The organism is Sphingobium fluminis (assembly GCF_037723805.1).
Taxonomy (GTDB): Bacteria; Pseudomonadota; Alphaproteobacteria; order Sphingomonadales; family Sphingomonadaceae; genus Sphingobium.
The window spans coordinates 393029-413665 of sequence record NZ_JBBJUK010000001.1; the positions used below are offsets into that span (position 1 = coordinate 393029).

Here is a 20637-nt window from a genome sequence, read left to right on the forward strand (position 1 = left end):
GATAGGGGCGGGCGCTTGAGGCGTTCAGATGTACGCACCTGCTGGAGATTTCCCATGCGCGCCGAAGCGCTGCAATATATCGATCGAATCGACGCCGCGCTCGGGTTGCTGCGCCAGTCGCTGGACTGGGATCGTGCGTTGCGGCGGCTCGACGAGCTGAACGCGCGCGTCGAGGACCCGACATTGTGGGACAATGCCAAGCTGGCGCAGGAGGTGATGCGCGAGCGCACCCGGCTCGACAGCGCGATCGGCGCGACCCGCGCGATCGAGGCGGAAAAATCCGACAATGCCGAACTGATCGAAATGGCGGAGACCGAGGGCGACGAGGATATGGTTGCCGAGGCGATCGCGTCGCTCAAGGCGCTTGCCGACCGCGCCGACGAAGACAAGATCAGGGCCTTGCTCTCGGGCGAAGCGGACGCCAGCGACACCTATCTGGAAATCCATGCCGGGGCAGGCGGCACCGAAAGCCAGGATTGGGCGGAAATTTTGAGCCGCATGTACCGGCGCTGGGCCGAACGACGCGGCTACAAGGTCGATCTGGTCGATTATCAGGCGGGCGATCAGGCGGGCATCAAGTCCGCGACCTTCCTGATCAAGGGCGAAAACGCCTATGGCTATGCCAAGACCGAAAGCGGCGTCCACCGGCTGGTCCGCATCAGCCCCTATGACAGCGCGGCGCGCCGCCACACCAGCTTTTCGTCGGTCTGGGTCTATCCCGTGATCGACGACAATATCGAGATCGAGGTGAAGGAATCCGACCTCAAGATCGACACCTATCGCGCGTCCGGCGCTGGCGGCCAGCACGTCAACACGACCGACTCCGCTGTCCGCATCACCCATGTCCCGTCGGGGATCATCGTGGCGAGTCAGAACGACCGGTCGCAGCACAAGAACCGCGCCACCGCGATGAACATGCTCAAGGCGCGCCTCTATGAAGCGGAACTGCGCAAGCGCGAGGAAGCGACGTTAGGTGAATATCAGGCCAAGACCGAGATCGGCTGGGGCCACCAGATCCGCTCCTATGTGCTCCAGCCCTATCAGCTGGTGAAGGATCTGCGCACCGGCGTCACCTCGACCGCGCCCGACGATGTGCTCGATGGCGCGCTCGATCCGTTCATGGCGGCGGCGCTGAGCCAGAAGGTGACGGGCGAGAAGGTCGACGTCGAGGATGTCGACTGACCGGCTTGCGCGCGATCGGTCTCTACAGTCCCTCCGCCTCTACCCAGTGCGCGCTGGTCAGCGCTCGGGCGATCGACCAGGTCTGCCGGCGGATGTCGGGTACGGCGACGATTTCCCAATGCGCGCCGCGCGTCATCGGGCCTACGACCAGGAGCCGGTCCTGCGCGGTCCCATCCCGTGCGATCGCGCGGTTCTGCCCATCCACGTCGATCCCGATCGCATGGGCGTCGGGGCGGATCAGCCCGTGCTTCGCCAGCCGGCCGAGCAGGGGGTCGATCGTGCGCGACAGGTCGGACAGCGGCCCGGTGCAGTTAATCACGCGCGCGACCCGCAACTGCTGTTCCACCGCCGCTCCGCGTGGCCGCCAACTGACCATGACGCCATCGCCCGCCGGAACCGCCTTGCGCACCTTGCCTGCCAGCGTTTCCAGCTTGCCGCTGGCTGTCATGCGGGCGATCCGTTCCGCCACCGCCGGCGCGATCCGATGCCGGTGCACGTCCCAATAGGGGCGCAGGTGGCGCAGGAACCGTTCGCGCATGGCGGGCGATGCGCCGCGCCAGATATCCTGCGTGAACGGCCGGATTTCGTCCACCGCGTTGCGCCAGCCTATCGCGTCGGCGCGCTGCCGCAGCGATCGCACCAGCGCGGCGCAAGACCCGCCCGGCCGGTCGGTGCACGGCGTGAAAGGAGCAGCTGCTTCATGACTGCGCGGCATCAGTCCCCGGCGTGACAGCGCGATGATCCGCCCGCCAAAGCCGCTGGCTTCGAGCGTCTGCGCGCAATCCACGGCGGTGAGCCCGCTGCCCAGCAACAGGACGCTATCACCGGTGGCCAGGCCCGCCGCGATATCCTGCGCCCATGGCTCGCGGATGTAGCGGGGCGGCGAAAGGTCGCGAAAGGGTGGCAGATCGTGCGGCGGCAGGTTGCCGGGAGCAAGCACGACCATGTCCCCTTCTACCCGCCGTCCCGAAGCCAGAGTCAGCACGCAATCGCGGGCGCGAAATTCGACGTCCACCGCCTGATCCTGCACGATCCCCAGCCGGTCGTCCGCTTCGAGCCGCGCCACCGCCAGCAAGGATTGCAGATAATGGCCATAGGTCTCGCGCGTGGCGAAGGATGTATCGCCACCGGCCTTGCGCTGCGCCAGCCAGTCGACGAAATGCGTCGGCCGGTCGGGAAAGGCGCTCATATTGCCGGCCCGGACGTTCAGGATATGGTCGGGCTGCGCCCCGCCGAACGCCAGCCCCTTGGCCAGCCGGTCGGCGCTTCGCTCGATCAGCGTCACCCGCCGCGCGCCGTGGGTCAAAAGGTTGATGGCGAGCAGGGTGCCACTGAAGCCCCCGCCCACGATCACTACATGGTCGGTGCTTCTCATCGGTCAAGCAAATCTAATGAGTCGAACAGCATTGCTTGAGAGACTTATCTCTACTCGTACAATAGATAAATAGGGATAATGGCCTGTGAGGTGCTGAACGTGAGTCGACGATTGCCCCGCTGGATTGCCCAATCCTGCACCCTCGCCAGGCGAAGCCTGTTGCGGCCGCCGACAGTGATCCTGTTCGAGCGGAGCGCCGAAGAGATGTTCGAGCCACGGCATCATGAAGCGGCGGCGCGTTAGGATGTTTTCACGACGGACGTTCATGGGATCGGCGGTCGCGGGCGGCCTGATGCTGAGCGGCTGCGGCGCGGCCACATCGGGCGGGGCCCGGCTGCGCGTCGCCGTCACCGGCAAGGGAGAGTGGAATACGCGCCTGCTGTTCAAGTCGGCGGGTATTGCCACGGATGGCCTCGCGCTGGATTTTAGCGAATTTGCCTCCGGCAACCTGATTGTCGAGGCGCTGAATGGCGGTTCGCTCGACTTTGGCGGCATGAGCGAGATACCGCCAATCTTCGCTGCGGCCTCGACGATCCAGAGCTTCAAGCAGATCGCGGTCCTGCATGGCGACGTCAATAACCAGGTGCTGCTCGTGCCGCGCGAGTCAAAGGCACGGTCGATCGCCGATCTGCGCGGCAAACGCGTCGGCTATGTGCGGGCGACCACCTCCCAATATCTCCTGATCCGTCTGTTGGAGAAGGCCGGACTGGGGTGGGATGACGTCAAGCCGGTCGCCATGGGCCTGACCGATGGCGCGGCGGCTTTTTCGCAGGGCGCGCTCGATGCCTGGGTGATTTTCGGCTTCCCGATCCAGCGCGCCATCGCGACCGAAGGTGCGCGGATACTGGCGACGGCCAACGGCATATTGTCGGGCAATTATGTAGCCGTGGCCCATGTCGACGCGCTGGCGGACCCCGCAAAGAGCAGGCTCCTTGGCGAATATCTCGCGCTTATGCAGAAAGGCTATGCGTGGGCGGCCGCGCATCAGGATGAATGGGCGGGCATCGTCGCGAACGATATCCGCGTGCCCCGCGAATATGTCGTCGATCAGTTCGCGCGCAAGAGCGCCGATCTGGAGGTGCGGCCTGTGACTCCCGTCGCGATCACGTCGCAGCAGGAGGTGGCGGATGTGTTCACCAAGGCTGGTCTCATCCCCAAACCCATCGACGTGCGGTCCTTGTGGGACGATCGTTTCAACGCCGCGCTTTTGAAGAAAGGCTGATATCATGGCGACCAGCCCGGCCCCCATCGCGTCCCTGCCGCAGTCGGTGGATGTGTCCACTCAGGCGCTCGACCGGATCACCCGGCAGCTTGCGGCTCATGCGGAAGAATATGACCGCTCCGCCGAATTTCCCCGCGCCTGTTTTGACCTGCTGGCGCAAGAGGGGCTGGTCGGCCTGACCGTGCCACGAGAATATGGCGGCGGCGGCGCATCCTTTTCCGAAGCGATGCGCGTGCTCGGCGCGGTGGCGAAGGGCGAGCCTTCGACAGCGCTGATCCTCTTCATGACCTATCATTATCATGCCACGCCGACGCGCGCGCGCAACTGGCCGGCGGGGCTTTACGAACAGCTTGCGCGCGATGCCGTGGCGGGCCGGGGGCTGATCGGCGGCTTGCGCGTCGAGCCGGAACTCGGCACCCCGGTACGCGGCGGCCTGCCGGCCACGGTGGCGCGGCGGACGGCGGACGGATGGGCCCTGACCGGCACAAAGATTTATTCCACCGGCTCGACGGGCCTCGACTGGTTTTCGGTCTGGGCAAAGACCGACGAGGATTCGCCCCGCGTGGGCAATTTTCTGGTCCGCGCAGATGCGCCGGGCATAGATATAGAGCCGGCCTGGGACCATCTGGGCATGCGTGCGACCGTCAGCCATGCCGTCCATTTCGCCGGCACGCCGACGCCGTTCGATCACGGGGTCGATGTCCGCAGACCTGAGGAATGGGCGGCGGCGCCGCCCGATCCTTTCCAGATGCTCTGGAACGCCCTGTCCATCTCCGTCATTTATGACGGCGTCGCCCGCGCCGCGCGCGACTGGCTGCGCGCCTATCTCAACGACCGCGTGCCGACCAATCTTGGTGCGTCGCTCGCAACCCTGCCGCGCGTGCAGGAAAAGTTCGGCGAGATCGAGGCGCTGCTTCAGGTCAATCGCACGCTGGTCCGCGACGCGGCGGCACGGGCCAACGCGGGCGATCCGCCCGGCGCAGTCGAGGCGAACGCCATCAAATATGTGGCGACCGCCAACGCCATCCGTGCGGTCGAGATCGGGCTGGAACTGACCGGCAATCCCGGCATCAGCCGCAAAAATCCGCTCGAACGCCATTATCGCGACGTGCTGTGCAGTCGAATCCATTCGCCGCAGACCGACACGATCCTGGTCGCCGCCGGGCGCGCGGCGCTGGGGAACTGAGCCATGCAGGGAACAGGCGGTCTGGTCATCGCCAGCCAGCTGGATGTCGATTTCAACGCGAGCCTCGCCAGTCATCCCGCCGCGCCGCGCCTGATTGATATCGGCGACGAAGCGCCCTGGAAGGCGGCGGAAGAGGCGGACATATTGCTCATCCGCCCGTCGCCGTCATGGCGAGAGCCATCGGTGCCGCGCCCCGACCTCTGGCCCGGCCGGCTGAAATGGGTCTACAGCGCCTCGGCGGGGGTGGACTTCTATCCCGACTGGCTGCTCGATGCGCCGCTGGTCACCTGCGGGCGCGGCGTCGCTTCGGAGGAGATCGCCGATTATGTCATCGCCGCTATCTATGCGCAGGCGAAGAATCTGGAGGCGGTGACGGCGCGATCGCGCGCGCAGTGGGTGCAGTCGCCGCTGGGCCGGGTATCGGGGACCACGATCGGGATCGTCGGTTTCGGTGCGATCGGCGCGGCCGTCGCCCGGCGCGGTCTCGCCCTTGGTGCGCAGGTCATCGCCGTGCGTCGCTCGGGCGCGCAAGCGGGCGTCGCGGGGGTGCAACTGGTTGGGGATGTCGCCGATCTGGTGGCGCAGGCCGACCATATCCTGCTGTCCGTGCCAGCGACACCGCAGACCCGCCATCTGGTCGGCGACGCGCTGCTGGCGCAGGTCAGGCCGGGCGCGCATCTTATCAACGTCGCGCGGGGATCGGTCGTCGATCAGGATGCGTTGATCCGCGCGCTGGACGATGGCCGGTTGGGATTTGCGACGCTCGACGTCACCGATCCGGAACCTCTGCCCGAAGGCCATCCGCTTTATACGCACCCCAAAGTGCGCCTGACGCCGCATATTTCCAGCAATTATCAGCAGGTGCGCCACAGGCTGCTGGAGAAGGTCAATGACGACCTCACCCGGTTCATCCGGGGCGAAAAGCCGACCGATATCGTCGATCCCGTGCGCGGCTATTAGTAAAGCGGCCGGATCGATCAGAGCGCCTCGACCGTCTCGCGCGCCAACTCGGCAAGACGATGGGCCGCCCGGTCGAGCTTGTCGCCAGCGCGCAATATGGCGGCGACGCGGGGCAGGGCGGGCAGCCGCTCATGGTCCAGCGCCGCGCCATCGCCCTGGAACAAATGGGTGCGGCATGTGATGCCAAGGCCTGCTCTGACGGCGGCCTTGAGAGTCGCGAGATTGGGCGTTTCCACCGCGATCCGCCATTGCAGCCCGGCATCTTCAAGCGCGCGGATCGCGGCCTCGCGGAACCGGCACGGCTCTTCAAGGACGGCGAGCGGAATGGGATTGCGGTCGACGATGCTATATTCGCCATACCAGGCCATGGGCGCGATCGTTATCGCGTTCGCATCATTGGGCGCGGCAAAGCCTAGCAATATGTCCAGTTCGCGCCGTTCGAGCAGGCCCTGCAACTCTGCCGTTCCGGCAACGCGGGCATAGATTTGCGCGTCGGGATGAAGCTGGGCGAAACGGGACAACAGGCCGCTCAGCAGCGTATCGGCGAAATCCTGCACCATGCCGATCCGCGCCGGCCCGTCGAAGCGCCCGGCGCTCACGGCGGCCACCGCTTCGTCGTGCAGGCCGAGCACGCGGCGCGAATAGTCCAGCAACACGTCGCCCGCCGGTGTCAGGTGCAGGCGCCGTCCCTCGCGCAGGAACAGGGCCTGCTGCACCAGCTCCTCCAACCGCTTGATTTGCAGGCTGAGCGCGGACTGGGTGACGAACACCTGCTCCGACGCGTTGAGCATGGAACCGGTGTCGACGATGGCGACAAAGCTGCGGAGAAGGTTGGTTGGCAGATTGACTGGCACGATCGAACTCACTTTGAAAACGGGAACCGGGTGGGGGCGGCCGAAGCCGCCTTATCAGCAAGGCTTTTATGTCAATCAAACAAGTTGACATTTATCGGGCCGATCAAAAGCTTTACCCAATGGCGAAAGCCCCGTTTTCGGGCCGGATGGCTCCATGGAAGGGCGGTTTGTCGACCTATAAGATTTGCTTATAGCCAATGAAGATAAAACTCAATTGAATTAGTAGAGAGATCATGTTGGGATTGCGGCTCCCCAGCTAAGAGACGCATTCCATGGCCAGTCTGGCACCCGACATCGGCGCAGCGCACCCCTCTCCGCCTCGCAAAATCCATCTGGCCCGGCTAGGTGGCAGATGGGTTTCGCCGGTTGTCCTTCTGCTTCTGTGGGAATTGGGTTCCCGCATCGGATTGATCCCGGAGCGGACCCTCGCCGCGCCTTCAGCGGTCGTCGGCACCTTGTTCGAGATGATCCTGACCGGCGAACTGCCCTCGAACCTGCTCGTCTCCTTCGCCCGCGTCGCGGCGGGGTTGCTGATCGGCGTGAGTCTGGGCGTCGTCTTCGGCCTGACCGCCGGTCTGTCGCGGACGGGCGAGATGGCGATCGACCCGCTGATGCAGATCAAGCGGACGATCCCGGCCCTGGCGCTCACGCCGCTGTTCATCGTGTGGTTCGGCATCGGTGAAACGCCCAAAATCGCGCTGATCGCCTTCGCGACCATTTTCCCGGTCTATCTCAACCTTTACAGCGGCATTCGCGGAGTCGACGTCCGGCTGCTCGACGCCGCCAAAAGTTTCGGCCTCAGCCGTTCCGAGCAGATATGGCATGTCGTCCTGCCGGCGACCCTGCCCTCGCTACTGGTCGGCCTGCGCTATGCGCTGTCCATCTCGATCCTCGTCCTCGTCGTCGCCGAACAGATTAATGCGTCGGCGGGCCTTGGCTATCTCATCAACAACGCCCGCGATTTCATGCGGACCGACATCATCGTCGTGTGCCTGATGGTCTACGCCATTCTCGGCCTTGGCGCCGACTGGCTGGTCCGGATCGTGGAAGCCCGCGCCCTCGCCTGGCGCCCCAGCCTAGTGGAGCAATGATCATGGACGCTCGCCTTGGATTTTCGATCGTCGATTCCGTGTATGACGGGGACCCGCATCCCGAACCCGTGGTCCGCCTGCGCAATTTCGTTCGCCGCTTCGGCCCCAACATCATCATCGATGGTCTGGACCTCGACATTGCACCGGGCGAGTTCATCGCCCTGCTCGGGCGGTCGGGATCGGGCAAGACGACGCTGCTGCGCACACTCGCCGGACTGGACGATGTGCGCGGACAGGATATCGAAGTGCCCGGTTCGCGGGCGGTCGTCTTTCAGGATGCGCGCCTGCTGCCGTGGAAGCCGGTCTGGAAGAATGTGGCGCTCGGCCTGAAAGGCGATGACATCCGCCAGCGCAGCGAGATCGCGCTGAACGAGGTTGGCCTTGGTCATCGCATCGACGCCTGGCCGCTCACTCTGTCGGGCGGCGAGGCGCAGCGCACGGCGCTCGCCCGCGCCCTCGTCCGGGAGCCGCAACTGCTCCTGCTGGACGAACCTTTCGCGGCGCTCGACGCGCTGACCCGCTATCGCATGCACGATCTGGTCCTGTCGCTCTGGCGTCGGCATCGCCCGGCGGTGCTGCTGGTGACTCACGATGTCGATGAGGCGATCGCCCTCGCCGACCGCGTGCTCGTCCTCGACAGCGGCAGGATCGTGGCGGAGGAACGGATCACCGCTCCGCGCGGCGATAGGGCCAGCTTTGCCGCGCGCTTGCGTGAGCAATTGCTTTCTCATCTGGGTGGAAAGCAGGACGATGGGGTCATCCCCTTCGCCCCGATCGCGCAGGCTGCGGAATGAACGCGCTCGCCTCCATCGAGCGGCCGGCCGATACCAATCCCGGCCGGTTGCGCGGTTTCGTGACCGCGCTCGCCGATCTGATCGCCTCCACCCGCGACGAACGCTCCCTGTTGGAAAGCGGACGCGCGCTGCTTGGTCGCCTGATCGCGAAGGATGACTGGCTGCCGCCCGAATATGCGCGGCCTCATCCCGATCGCTATCAGCAATATCTGCTCCATTGCGACAGTCGCGAACGCTTCAGCGTGGTGAGCTTCGTCTGGGGACCGGGCCAATCCACCCCGGTCCACGACCATGGCGTCTGGGGCCTGGTGGGCATCCTGCGGGGATCGGAAAAGGTCGAGCGCTTCAGTCGCCTGCCGACCGGTGGTCTTGTCCCGGAGGGCGAGGCGCTGTTGCGCGAAGGCGAGGTAGATGCCGTATCGCCGCGCATCGGGGACATACATCGCGTGTCTAATGGCCGCGACGATGCGCCTTCGGTCAGCATCCATGTCTACGGCGGCAATATCGGCGCTGTGCAACGCACCATCTATGTCCCCAACGGTAAACCCAAGCCGTTCATTTCCGGCTACGCCAGCAACGTCCTTCCCAATTTGTGGGACAGATCGAAAGAGCTATGAGTACCGACACTCTCGACCGCACGCACCTCGCCACGCCAGCCCAGATCCGCGCCGCCCTGCTGGCGCGCGACGAGATCGCGCTCATAGACGTGCGTGAGGAGCATGATTTCGCACAAGGCCACCCGCTTTTCGCGGCGCAGATACCGTTGCGGCTGATCGACGCCGAGGCGCGATGGCGCATGCCCCGGCTCGATACCCCGGTCGTCGTCTATGATGCCGGCGAGGGTCTGGCGCATAAGGCCGCCGTTCGCCTTCAGGCATTGGGTTATACCGATGTGCGGGAACTGGACGGCGGTCTGTCGGGGTGGCGCGAGGCCGGCTACGAACTGTTCGAGGATGTGAACAGCTATTCCAAGGCGTTCGGGGAACTCGTCGAACATTATCGGCATACGCCCTCGCTCGCCGCCGAAGAGGTTCAGGCGCTAATCCGGGAAAAGGCGGATATCGCGATCCTCGACGCCCGCCGCTACGAAGAATATCACACCATGAGCATTCCCACCGGCACCAGCGTGCCGGGCGCGGAACTGGTGCTGCGCGCGCGTGCCATCGCGCCCGACCCGGACACGACCATCATCGTCAATTGCGCTGGCCGCACGCGATCGATCATCGGCGCGCAGTCGCTCGTCAATGCCGGCCTGCCCAATCGGGTCTATGCGCTGCGCAACGGCACGATCGGCTGGACGCTCGCCGGACAGCAGCTCGAAACCGGGCAGGTGCGGGTCGCGCCGGAGGTGGATGATGCGGCGATCGGCGATGCGCGCCCCCACGCCCGCGCGGTCGCCTACCGCGCCGGGGTAAAGTGGATCGGCTGGGTCGAACTCGATCATCTCAGGGCCGACGAGCGTCGCACGCTCTATCTTTACGATGTGCGGCAACCGCGCGAATATGAAGCGGGGCACCTACCCGGCTTCCGCAATGCGCAGGGCGGCCAGCTGGTGCAGGAAACCGACCATAATGCGCCCGTGCGCGGCGCGCGCATCGTCCTGTCCGACGATCTGGGTCCTCGTGCCGATATGACCGCGTCCTGGCTCGCCCAGTTGGGCTGGGAGGTCTATGTTCTCGACGTCGACTGGTCCGGCGTCACGCTGGAGCAGGGCAAGGGCGGCGCGCCGGCCGCGCGCGGACCCGAAGGGCGCTACAAGCGGCCCTATGAAGGCACCGATAATCAGGCCGAAAAGATGCAGGCCTATCTCGACTGGGAATATGGCCTCGTCGCCCAGCTGGAGCGCGACGGCACCCATGGCTTCACCGTCATCTGACATTTCAAAGGAGGCTCTCATGAGCGTCAAGTTCATCGGCTATATCGGTTTCAACAATGATTCGGAGACCCATGCAGCGGTACGCAGCCGCATTCTCGACAAAGCCTATGTCGAGGCAGCGGCGAAGGCGCAGGAAGAGGGCGGTTTCGACCGGGTGCTGATTCCTTTCGGTTCCAACACGCCCGAAAGCCAGATCGTCGCCGCCCATGCCGCCGCGATCACGTCGAAGCTCGGCTTTCTGGTGGCGCATCGGCCCGGTTTCACCCAGCCGACCGTCGCCGCGCGGCAGCTCGCGACACTCGATCAGTTGTCGGGCGGGCGCGTGGCCGTGCATATCATCACCGGCGGCGCGGATGAGGAAATGGCGCGCGATGGCGACGGTCATACCGTGAAGGCCCAACGCTATCAGCGCACGGACGAATATCTGACCATCCTGCGGCAGGAGTGGACGCAGGCGCAGCCCTTCGATCACCAGGGCAAATTCTACGACATCCGTCAGGCGTTCAGCGCGATCAAGCCGGACAATCTGCCGGTATTCTTCGGCGGATCGTCGGATGAGGCGATCGATGTCGCCGGTCGTCATGCCGATGTCTATGCGCTGTGGGGCGAATCGCTGGAGGCCGTGCAGGATGCGGTCTGGCAGGTGCGTCGCTCGGCCGCGCGGTACGGCCGCAACCCGGGTTTTTCGCTCTCGTTGCGGCCGGTCATTGCCGACACCGAAGAGGCAGCCTGGAAACGCGCGGACGAGATCGAGGAGCAGGTGCGTGACAATCGCGTCGCGGCGGGTCTGCCCATCGCCGGTCATCGCCCGCCCAACGCCGGATCGCTGCGCCTGCTCGCGACCGCCGATGGCGGCAAGCGGCGCGACACGCGCCTCTGGACCGGGGTGGCGGCGCTGACGGGCGCGCAGGGCAATTCGACGGGCCTCGTCGGTACGCCCGAGCAGGTCGCGGACGCGATGCTCGAATATTATGATATCGGCATCGATCATTTCCTGATCCGCGGGTTCGATCCGCTGGGGGACAGCATCGTTTACGGGCGCGAACTGCTGCCCGTCGTCCGCCGCAAGGTGGCCGAACGCGATGCGGCGCAGCTCGCGCTCGCAAGCTGAAATGGGCAAGGTCAAGGCAGCGATCATCGGTGCAGCTGTCGTCGCGGCGGCGGGCATAGCCTTCGCCGCCACGCAATTTCGCCATGACGACACAGTTTTGCGGGTCGCGAACCAGAAAGGCCAGGTCAGGGCGATGATGCTGGCGTCGGGCGCGCTCGAAGGCGCGCCCTACAGGGTCGAATGGTCCGAATTTGCCGCCGCCCAGCCGCTGCTGGAGGCGGTCGGCAGCGGCGCTGCGGATCTTGGCCTTGCCGCCGACGCGCCTTTTATTTTCGCCTATCTGAGCGGCAGCCCGGTGAAGGCGATCGCCGTTCAGGCCCCGGCCCGACAGGCGCCCGAAGCACTGGCGATAATAGTAAAAGGGGATTCGCCCATCCGTCAGCCGCAGGATCTGATCGGCCGGTCGGTGGCGACCACGCGCGGATCGATCGGCCACCATCTGTTGTTGCAGGTGCTCGAGCGGGCGAAAATTCCGGCTGACAAGGTCAGAGTGACGTTCCTGCCGCCCGGCGACGCGAAGGCCGCGTTCGACAGCGGCGCGATCGACGCCTGGGCGACCTGGACGCCCTATACCAATGTCGCGATCAAGGAAGGCGCGCGCGCCGCCCTCGACGCCAGGGATTATGGCCTGCCGCTCTATATCGACATCGCCAATGACGACGCCATCGAGCCCAAGCGCGCCCTGCTGGCGGATTTTCTCGCCCGCGAGGCGAAGGCGGTCGCATGGACGCGCGCCAACCCTGACAAGTTCGCGGCGGTGCTGGCAAAGGAGACCGGCCTGCCGCTCGACATCGCCCGCGCCAGTTTCGACCGCAGCAATCGCATTTCGCAGCCGGTCGATGCGGCGATCGTCGCGCATGTACGGGCCATTGCCGGCCGGTATCGGCATGCCGGTTTGATCGACGTGAAGCGCGATGTGACGGATGCTTTCGACATCAGTTTCGCCGACGGCAAATGATGTCCGCCCGCCATCCGCCGCCATTCCTTTTTCTCGCCAGCGCGGGATGACATTCTCAGTTTCCCAAGGAGCCCATGCAATGGCCACCATCTTTAAAGACGATCGATTCACGGCTGCCGGCATCGGCGAGGCGGAATGGAAGGTCCGCGTCGATCTCGCGGCTTTCTACCGTCTTTCCGCGCATTATGGGTGGGACGATCTGATCTTCACCCATATTTCGGCGCGCGTGCCGGGGCCGGATCATCATTTCCTGATCAATCCCCTCGGCCTGATGTTCGAGGAGATCACCGCGTCCAGTCTGGTCAAGGTCGACCTCGATGGCAATATCATCGGGGAAAGCGACTATGGCATCAACTATGCCGGCTATGTGATCCACTCGGCGATCCATGGTACGCGCGAGGACGCGCTGTTCATCGCCCATTTCCACAGCCCCGACGGCATGGCGGTTTCGGCCCATGCCGAAGGCTTGCTGCCGCTCAACCAGCGCGCGCTCGTCCTGATCCCGCGCCTGTCCTACCATGATTATGAAGGCGTTGCTCTCAACCTGGATGAACAGGCCCGGCTGGTCGCCGATCTGGGCGACACGAAGGTCATGCTGCTGCGCAACCATGGCACGCTGGCACTTGGCGCGTCGGCGGGAGAAGCGTGGGGCAATATCTACAATCTCGAATCCGCCTGCACGGCGCAGGTCCGTACGCTCAGCATCGGCCGTGACAATGTGCTGATCGCGCCCGAAGCCGCGCAGGCAGAGGTCCGTAATCAAATGGCGCGGTCACGTTCGGTCGCGGAAGGACAAGTTTCCTTCCACGATCTTGTCTGGCAGGCGGCGTTGCGCAAGGCGCAGCGGCACGTGCCGGGCTTCGACATATAAGGATTTATCGGCGGCTTCACGCCAGTTTTCATTGGCGATCGTCAGCCAGCGCCGTCACCTTCGTCCGATCGTAGAGGAGGACTGGCATGACGAGGGTGCTTACAGATTCGCTCAAGGCGCGTTACGACGCGCTGCAGGCGCAGCGTGAACAGGAGTGGTCGCCGGCGCAACTTGCCGGCAATGCACGGCAGCGGCAGACGCTGGTGGATCGCTTAGATCCCGCAGCGGTCGCGCAGCCCGGCGATCGTCTTGCCCCGCTGACGCTCGACACTGTCGAGGGCGGTGCGCTCACGCTCGATGCATTGACGGCAAACGGCACGGCGGTGCTGATCTTCTTCCGCTTCGCCGGTTGTCCCGCCTGCAACATCGCGCTGCCCTATTATGCCGAGACGCTTTGGCCAGAACTGCGCGAACGCGGGATACCGCTCGTCGCCGTCAGTCCGCAGCCGCCAACCTTGCTGGGTGAGATCAAGCTACGTCATTCGCTGCCCTTCGAGGTCGCCACGGACAGGGACAATGCGCTCGCCCGCGCGCTCGGAATCAGTTTCGAGCCCGACGACCGCCCGTCGCCGCCCCCTGCGGGATGGATCGGCGAAGCGATCGGCACCAACAGTTGGGAACTGCCGCAGCCTGCCGTGCTGGCGATCGGTCCCGGCCGAACCGTGCAATGGCTTCAAGTCAGCCCGGACTGGCTCGACCGGCCCGAAGCAGAAGAAATACTCGCACGCCTCGATAGCTGACGACGAACAGTCGATATGAAGGGGGCCGGGAAGCGGACTTCCCGGCCCCCTTTATGACGTTGCCGATCAGGCTGCGGTTCGTTCGCGCCGCGCCGCTGAATAGCGGTTCTCGGGCACCGGCAGCCCCAGATGTTCGCGGAAGGTCGTGCCCTCATAGTCGGTGCGGAACAGGCCGCGCGCCTGAAGCAGGGGGATGACCCGGTCGACGAAGAGCGCCAGCTGCCCCGGCAACGGCTCGAACAGCACGAACCCGTCAGCCGCGCCGCCTTCGAACCAGGCCTGAATCTGATCCGCGACCTTTTCGGCCGTGCCCACGAACTGGCCGCGCGGCGTCGCGAGCCGCTCGACCACCTGTCGCAGGGTCAATCCTTCCGCCTTCACTTCGGCCAGGATACGCAGCGTGCTGCTCTGCTGACTGTTGAGTCCGATATGCGCGACATCGGGGAAGGGGGCATCGAGATCATATTGCCGGAAGTCATGGTCGCTGAAGGTGCGGGACAGATAACCAAGCCCCGTGTCGAGCGATTCGAGCGACGCCAGTTCGCGATAGAGCTGTTCGGCATGCTCGTCCGTATCACCGATGATCGCGCTTGCACCCGGAAGGACGAACAGCTGGTCCGGATCGCGCCCGAAGCCTCGCGCCCGCGCCTTTACATCGGCATAATAGGCCCGGCCATCGTCCTGCGTCGGGGCGTGGGTGAAAATGACTTCCGCATGTCTGGCGGCGAAGTTGCGGCCGTCGTCCGAAGCGCCCGCCTGGAAAATCACCGGCTGACCCTGCGGTGTCCGCTTGATGTTGAGTGGACCGCGCACCTGAAAAAATTCACCCTTGTGATCGAGCCGGTGTAGCCGTTCGGGATCGACGAACTGGCCGGTCGCCTTGTCGCCGACATGGGCGTCCTGCTCCCAACTGTCCCACAATCCCCGCACGACATCGAGATATTCGGCGGCGATGCGATAGCGTACGGCGTGGGCGGGATGTTCGGTCTTGCTGAAATTGGCGGCGGTCTCGCCCAGCCAGGACGTGACCACATTCCATCCCGCGCGCCCGCCGCTCAGATGATCGAGCGAGGCGAACTGACGGGCGACGTTGAAGGGTTCGGAATAGCTGACGGTCAAGGTGGCGACGAGGCCGATATGCGATGTCTTGGCGGCAAGGGCGGACAGGATGGTGATCGGCTCGAACCGGTTGAGATAATGCGGGCTCGATTTCTCGTTGATCGACAGGCTGTCGGCGACGAAGAGAAAGTCGAACTTGCCGCGTTCGGCGATCGCGGCATGCTCCTGATAACGGGCCAGGCTGGTGCTGGCGTTGACGTCGCGGTCGGGATGTCGCCAGTCGTTCCAGGTCCGGCCGACACCGTGCAGCAGAAAACCGAGCTTGATATGTTGGGATTTGGCCATGACCGTTCCTCGAACTGAAGGGGGAGCCATCTTGATTTATGCCCGACCGCGCGGTCGAACCAACGCTAAGTCGTCAAGCGCATATGATTTGGGCAAATAGCGGCCGTTTGAGGAATTGATGTCCAGCGCGCGATCCCGCTGTTATCGCCCCGGCAGCCTAAAAGGAGATCCGATGACCAGCCAGACCCGCGCCGCCGCGCACCCGATCGATCCGATTTTTACCGAGCGCTGGTCGCCCCGCGCCTTCGATCCGACCGCGATCCCGAAGGCCGATCTCGATTCCATGCTGGAAGCCGCGCGCTGGGCGCCATCGGCCTTCAACTATCAGCCCTGGCGTTTCCTTTACGCCCATCGGGACGGGGCCGACTGGCAGCGCTCCCTCGACATTTTGTTGCCCTTCAATCGGGAGTGGGCGCAGCATGCCTCGCTATTATTGTTCGTCCTGTCGGACAGCCTGATGGATCAGGCCAATGGCGCAGAACCCAAGCCGCTCGGCAGCCACAGTTTCGACGCCGGCGCAGCCTGGGCCTCGCTCGCCTTGCAAGCCACGCGGCTTGGCTATCACTGCCACGGCATGGCCGGGATCGACCCCGACGCGGCGCGGGTGGCGCTGGAGGTTCCCGACCGCTTTCGGATCGAAGCGGCGGTGGCCATCGGCCGGCGCGGCGATCCGGCGAACCTGTCGGAAGCGTTGCAGGCGCGTGAGCAGCCAAGCGATCGAAAGCCCATCACGGACTTCGCCTTCGAAGGGAAATTCGTTCGCTGATCGACGTTTTGACAGGGGGGTGCTGCGACACCTCCTGCGATCAGTAGGAAAAATGCGCGTTGATCAGCACGGTCGCGGGATCGGCGTAATTTTTATAATAAATGCCCGTCGAGGGGATGTAGACCGAGCCGACCGGCTTGTCCGCCCCCAATATATTCTTGCCCTGCAGGGAGAGTTGGAAGCGATCGTCGGGCAGGACCCATGTTACTGAACCGTTGACGAAGGTCTGGCCGGGCACGCGATCCTGCGGCCGGTTCAGCGCATTCTGGGTAAAGCCGCTCTGATATTGCGCGTTCGCCGACAGGCGCAGCGCGCTCGTCCCGGGCCCCAGTGGCAGTTCATAATTGGCGCCGCCCGACAGCGACCATTTGGGCGCGTTGATCAACGGATTGCCATCGGCGTCGACGCCGGGGCCGCCCGCGCCCTTATAGTCGTCATAGACGGCCTTGAGATAGCCGCCCGACGCTTGGAGCGAGAAACGATCCGACAGGCGCAGGTCGTTTTCCAGCTCGATGCCCCAGCTATGCGCCTTGCCCGCATTGCCGCGGCGGTTGCCGACATAGACGGGATCATAGAATGATACCTGCAAATCCTTATAATCATTATAGAAAATGGCAAGGTTGCTGCGCAGCGCCTTGTCGAACAATGTCGCCTTGAACCCGCCTTCATAGGTCGAAACCTTTTCCGGGTCGAAGGGCAGGGTGGCCAGGTCGAGCCGAGTCGCGCGATTGTCGAACCCGCCCGATTTGAACCCGCGCGAGAAGGTCAGATATTGCAGCAATTCGGGCGCCCATTGCGCCTGCACCGACAATTTCGGCGTCAGCGCCTTCCATGTCTTTTCCGCTTCCCCCTTGATCGATTGCGCCACGACGTTGCGGTTATCGTCGATCACCTTGTTGTCGAACACGAAGCGCTTTTTTTCGATCGTGCCGCGCAGGCCGGCCGTGACGCTGAAAACGTCATTCGCCCTCCATGTGCCTTCGCCGAACAGGGCATAGGCGTCGGTATAGGTGATGTTATGCGCGCGCTGCTTGTTGATGGCGGAGGTGGGCAGGGGGCCGACACGACTGAAGCCGTCGCGCTCGACGAAAAAGCGTTCGTGCAGATAGAATAGCCCGCTGGTGAAGGAGACGTCGCCAAATTCGCCGTTCAGTTGCAGTTCCTGACTGAACGCCTTGTCATTATAATGAATGATGTTCTTCTGGATCAGCGCCGCCTGACCGTCATTGTCATAGGCGACCGGGTCGAGGTTGAAGCCGGTATAGGCGGTGATGGATTTGATCGAAAGCTGCGGCGAGAGGGTGTAGACCAGCCGCAGCGAACCGCTGGCGGCATTGAGCGGCTGGATCGGATCGACTTCGGAATAGGAGCGGCGACGGCTGAATCCGCCCGGCTGTACGACCGGAATATAGGACCGGGTATCGCTGCGGTCGCGGGTGATGTTGAGCGTCAGCAGCGCGTCGAGATTATCGATCCCGGTAAAGCGCAGCTTGCCCCGCCAGGCGTCGAGTTTGATGCGGTTGACGTCGCGGCCCAGCGTCGGATCATAGGTCACGCCGTCGCGCGAACGATGGATATAGGCGATGCTGCCCGACAGTCCGTCCGCGATTTTGCCGCTGACGAGGGCGCGACCCTGAACATCGTTGAAGCTGCCATAGCCAAGGTCGGCGGTGACATGCGTCGTCTCGTCCGGCTCCCGGGTGATGATGCGCAACGCTCCGGCGCTCGAATTGCGGCCATAGAGTGTGCCCTGCGGTCCGCGTAGCAACTCGATGCGCTCCAGATCGACGAATTCGCTCATCGATGCGATCTGGCGCGGTACATAGACGTCGTCGACATAGATGGCGATCACCGGCTCCTGAATCGGATCGGCCTCGCCCACGCCGCGCAACGAAAAGGTCTGCGTCGTGTGGCTGATGGATGTCCGCGCGACGAACAGGTTGGGCACCTGCCCCGCCAGATCGCGGATATTGCTGATATTGCGCTGGGCCAGCGATTCGGGCGTGAAAGCCGAAATCGCGATGGGGGTTTTCTGAAGGTCGGTCGCGCGACGCTCCGCCGTGACGATGATTTCGCCGCCGCTGTCGGCCGCGTTGTCCTCAGGCGCCTGGGCATAAGCGCCCGTCGCCATCGACCCCGCCGCGAGGACCGCGATCGCCGTCCCGGTCAAAATGCTCTTTTTCATCGTCTCTGAAATTCCCCCTTTTTGGTCCTCCGGGCATGTTGGCGCGCGCCCGGAGGTGCATTGCCGAGTAAATCAGTAGACAAATTGCTCAAGCGAGTTTGGTCAATCCTTCGCAAGGCGAACTCATAGATCGGCGCAGGGATCGCCGCCTTTATATCGTTGACCGCAGGATGCGGCTTGGCCATGCGGCATCATCGATTGGCGCATTGGACGGGGCTTCATGAGAATCGTCATCATCGACGACAGCGGGCTGCGCGCGACGGTCCTTGAAGAGGGCCTGCGCGAGGCGGGCTATGACGATATCCATATCGTCCCCCCGCGCGGGGCTTTCGTCGCCCGGCTGGAGCGGATGGCGCCCGATGTCGTGCTGATGGACCTTGGCAGCCCCAGCCGCGACACGCTGGAGGAAATGTTGACGGTCAGCCGCGCGCTGGCCAAGCCGATCGCGATGTTCGTCGATCAGTCCGACGATATGATGATCGGCGCCGCGATCGATGCCGGGGTGTCGGCCTATGTCGTCGACGGTCTGCGCAAGGAACGGGTGAAGCCCGTGCTGGAGCTTGCGGTGCGCCGGTTCAACGCCTTTGCCCGCATCCAGGCGGAACTGGACGAGGCGCGCACCGCCCTGTCCGATCGCAAGATCATCGATCGCGCCAAGTCGATCCTGATGAACCAGCGATCCCTGACCGAACAGGATGCCTATGCACTGCTGCGATCGAGCGCGATGAACCAGGGCAAGAAAATCGTCGATATGGCGCAGGCGCTGATCACCGCCAGCGATCTGCTCGGAGGACCCCTATGATGACCAGCCTGCGGATCGCCTTCCTGCCGCTGACCGACGCCGCCGTTCTGGCGGTCGCGCGCGAGCGCGGCTTTGCGGAGGAGGAGGGGCTGAGCCTGGACCTCGTCCGCACGACCAGCTGGGCGACGCTGCGCGACCGCCTCGTCTACGGGCAGGTGCAGGCCGCGCACATGCTGGCGCCATTGGCCGTGGCGGTGACGCTGGGACTGAGCCAGCAACCCGCTGCACTGGCAGCCCCGTTCAAGCTCAACGTCAACGGCAATATGCTGGTCATGGCGAGCGACTTCGCCAAGGCGCTGGACCCCGACATAGTGCGCCGGCTCGCCGATCCGCTCGGCACGGCGCATGATTTCGCCGCCGCGATCGGCCTGTGGCGGCGCAAGCCGGTGATCGGCGTCGTCCACCGCTTTTCCAGCCATGCGCTCACCCTGCGCTACTGGCTGGCGAGCGCGGGCGTCGACCCCGACCGCGACGTGATGATGCGGGTCCTGCCGCCGTCGCTGACGGTGGAGGCGATGCGCGCGGGCGAGATTGACGGTTTCATCGCGGGCGAGCCATGGGGCAGTGCGGCGGTCGATGCTGGCCTTGCCGAAACGGCGGCGATCGGCGAGCGGATCTGGCGGCGGGGCGTCGAAAAGATACTGGCCTTCCGCGAAAGCTGGATGGAGGAAAATCCCGACAGCGTCGACCGGCTGTTGCGCGCGCTCGCGCGAGCCGCTGCCTGGTGTGACGATCCGGCGAATCATGGCGAGCTGGCGCATCTATTGTCGCAGCCGCGCTATGTCGACCAGCCGGCCGAACTGATCGCCTGCGCCTTGTCCGGGAATATTGTCGCCCGCGTCGGCGAGCCGGCGGTCGCCAATCCCGACTTCATGCTGTTTTCCCGTGAAGCGACGCCCTTTCCATGGCGCAGCCAGGCGCTGTGGATCTATTCGCAGCTGGCGCGCTGGGGCATGGTGGAACATAGTGCGGACAATGCGGCAAAAGCCGGAGGGGTGTTCCGGCCCGACATATTCCGCCGGGCGCTGGCGAACAGCGCTGAGCCGATGCCGGGCGCCAGCATGAAATTGGAGGGCGCGGTCGCCGCGCCGCTGGCGGTGGGTTCGCGCCGGGGCGAGTTGACGCTCGGCCCCGACAGCTTCTTCGACGGGCGGGTGTTCGACCCCGACCGAATCGAGGCGTTCCTGGAGACGTTCGGCGCGCGACGTTGAAATCGCGGCGAAAATTGTGCCTTGCAACATGAAGCGATTCGCGAGATGA

19 protein-coding genes are annotated in these 20637 nt (G+C 64.4%); 15 read left to right on the forward strand and 4 right to left on the reverse strand.

Features of this window, described 5'->3' with window-relative positions; all coding sequences use genetic code 11:
* The first annotated feature begins 54 nt into the window (after positions 1–54).
* Entirely contained in the window at positions 55–1182 is a 1128-nt protein-coding gene (gene prfB / locus WG907_RS01960) for a peptide chain release factor 2 (RefSeq protein WP_340230892.1), read from the forward strand.
* A 22-nt stretch (positions 1183–1204) separates the two neighbouring features.
* On the opposite strand, the gene WG907_RS01965 is transcribed toward prfB, so the two are convergent.
* Positions 1205–2557, reverse strand: a complete 1353-nt coding sequence (locus tag WG907_RS01965; protein WP_340230893.1) for an FAD/NAD(P)-binding protein — start codon at positions 2555–2557, stop codon at positions 1205–1207.
* A gap of 244 nt (positions 2558–2801) precedes the next feature.
* Between WG907_RS01965 and WG907_RS01970 the strand changes: the two genes are divergently transcribed.
* The 3 genes from WG907_RS01970 to WG907_RS01980 are packed head-to-tail and all read left to right on the forward strand — an operon-like array spanning position 2802 to position 5925.
* The gene (locus tag WG907_RS01970) at positions 2802–3779 is read left to right on the forward strand and encodes an ABC transporter substrate-binding protein (protein WP_340230894.1); all 978 of its coding nucleotides are present in this window, start codon (positions 2802–2804) and stop codon (positions 3777–3779) included.
* A 4-nt stretch (positions 3780–3783) separates the two neighbouring features.
* Entirely contained in the window at positions 3784–4965 is a 1182-nt protein-coding gene (locus WG907_RS01975; protein WP_340230895.1) for an acyl-CoA dehydrogenase family protein, read from the forward strand.
* Between the two features lie 3 nt (positions 4966–4968).
* A complete protein-coding gene (locus tag WG907_RS01980; RefSeq protein ID WP_340230896.1) occupies positions 4969–5925 on the forward strand; it encodes a D-isomer specific 2-hydroxyacid dehydrogenase family protein in 957 nt (318 codons plus the stop codon).
* A gap of 17 nt (positions 5926–5942) precedes the next feature.
* Here the strand turns inward: WG907_RS01980 and WG907_RS01985 are convergent, their stop codons facing one another.
* Complete coding sequence (locus WG907_RS01985; protein ID WP_340230897.1) at positions 5943–6779, reverse strand: LysR substrate-binding domain-containing protein; 837 nt, start codon at positions 6777–6779, stop codon at positions 5943–5945.
* A gap of 272 nt (positions 6780–7051) precedes the next feature.
* On the opposite strand from WG907_RS01985, the gene WG907_RS01990 reads away from it, so the two are divergent.
* The 8 genes from WG907_RS01990 (at position 7052) to WG907_RS02025 (ending at position 14220) form a co-directional block, all read left to right on the forward strand.
* Positions 7052–7870: an ABC transporter permease gene (locus WG907_RS01990; protein WP_340230898.1), complete on the forward strand. Its 819-nt coding sequence runs from the start codon at positions 7052–7054 to the stop codon at positions 7868–7870.
* 2 nt (positions 7871–7872) lie between these two features.
* Entirely contained in the window at positions 7873–8664 is a 792-nt protein-coding gene (locus WG907_RS01995; protein ID WP_340230899.1) for an ABC transporter ATP-binding protein, read from the forward strand.
* Positions 8661–9281: a cysteine dioxygenase family protein gene (locus WG907_RS02000; RefSeq protein ID WP_340230900.1), complete on the forward strand. Its 621-nt coding sequence runs from the start codon at positions 8661–8663 to the stop codon at positions 9279–9281. The genes WG907_RS01995 and WG907_RS02000 overlap by 4 nt, the downstream gene beginning before the upstream one ends.
* The gene (locus WG907_RS02005; RefSeq protein WP_340230901.1) at positions 9278–10540 is read left to right on the forward strand and encodes a rhodanese-like domain-containing protein; all 1263 of its coding nucleotides are present in this window, start codon (positions 9278–9280) and stop codon (positions 10538–10540) included. The genes WG907_RS02000 and WG907_RS02005 overlap by 4 nt, the downstream gene beginning before the upstream one ends.
* Before the next feature lie 19 nt (positions 10541–10559).
* Positions 10560–11651, forward strand: coding sequence for an LLM class flavin-dependent oxidoreductase (locus WG907_RS02010; RefSeq protein WP_340230902.1), 1092 nt, complete (start codon positions 10560–10562; stop codon positions 11649–11651).
* A gap of 1 nt (position 11652) precedes the next feature.
* On the forward strand, positions 11653–12609 hold the full coding sequence (locus WG907_RS02015) for an aliphatic sulfonate ABC transporter substrate-binding protein (protein ID WP_445326770.1): 957 nt from the start codon (positions 11653–11655) through the stop codon (positions 12607–12609).
* Positions 12610–12688: 79 nt separating this feature from the next.
* Complete coding sequence (locus WG907_RS02020; protein WP_340230904.1) at positions 12689–13480, forward strand: class II aldolase/adducin family protein; 792 nt, start codon at positions 12689–12691, stop codon at positions 13478–13480.
* A gap of 86 nt (positions 13481–13566) precedes the next feature.
* A complete protein-coding gene (locus WG907_RS02025) occupies positions 13567–14220 on the forward strand; it encodes a peroxiredoxin-like family protein (protein ID WP_340230905.1) in 654 nt (217 codons plus the stop codon).
* A 66-nt stretch (positions 14221–14286) separates the two neighbouring features.
* Here the strand turns inward: WG907_RS02025 and WG907_RS02030 are convergent, their stop codons facing one another.
* Positions 14287–15624: an LLM class flavin-dependent oxidoreductase gene (locus WG907_RS02030; protein ID WP_340230906.1), complete on the reverse strand. Its 1338-nt coding sequence runs from the start codon at positions 15622–15624 to the stop codon at positions 14287–14289.
* A 172-nt stretch (positions 15625–15796) separates the two neighbouring features.
* On the opposite strand from WG907_RS02030, the gene WG907_RS02035 reads away from it, so the two are divergent.
* A complete protein-coding gene (locus tag WG907_RS02035) occupies positions 15797–16390 on the forward strand; it encodes a nitroreductase family protein (RefSeq protein WP_340230907.1) in 594 nt (197 codons plus the stop codon).
* Between the two features lie 40 nt (positions 16391–16430).
* Here WG907_RS02035 and WG907_RS02040 read toward each other — a convergent pair whose 3' ends face one another.
* Positions 16431–18575, reverse strand: a complete 2145-nt coding sequence (locus WG907_RS02040) for a TonB-dependent receptor (RefSeq protein WP_340230908.1) — start codon at positions 18573–18575, stop codon at positions 16431–16433.
* Between the two features lie 220 nt (positions 18576–18795).
* On the opposite strand from WG907_RS02040, the gene WG907_RS02045 reads away from it, so the two are divergent.
* Positions 18796–19377: an ANTAR domain-containing response regulator gene (locus tag WG907_RS02045; protein ID WP_340230909.1), complete on the forward strand. Its 582-nt coding sequence runs from the start codon at positions 18796–18798 to the stop codon at positions 19375–19377.
* Positions 19374–20588, forward strand: coding sequence for a CmpA/NrtA family ABC transporter substrate-binding protein (locus tag WG907_RS02050; RefSeq protein ID WP_340230910.1), 1215 nt, complete (start codon positions 19374–19376; stop codon positions 20586–20588). Before WG907_RS02045 ends, WG907_RS02050 begins: the two co-directional genes overlap by 4 nt.
* The last annotated feature ends 49 nt before the right edge of the window (positions 20589–20637 follow it).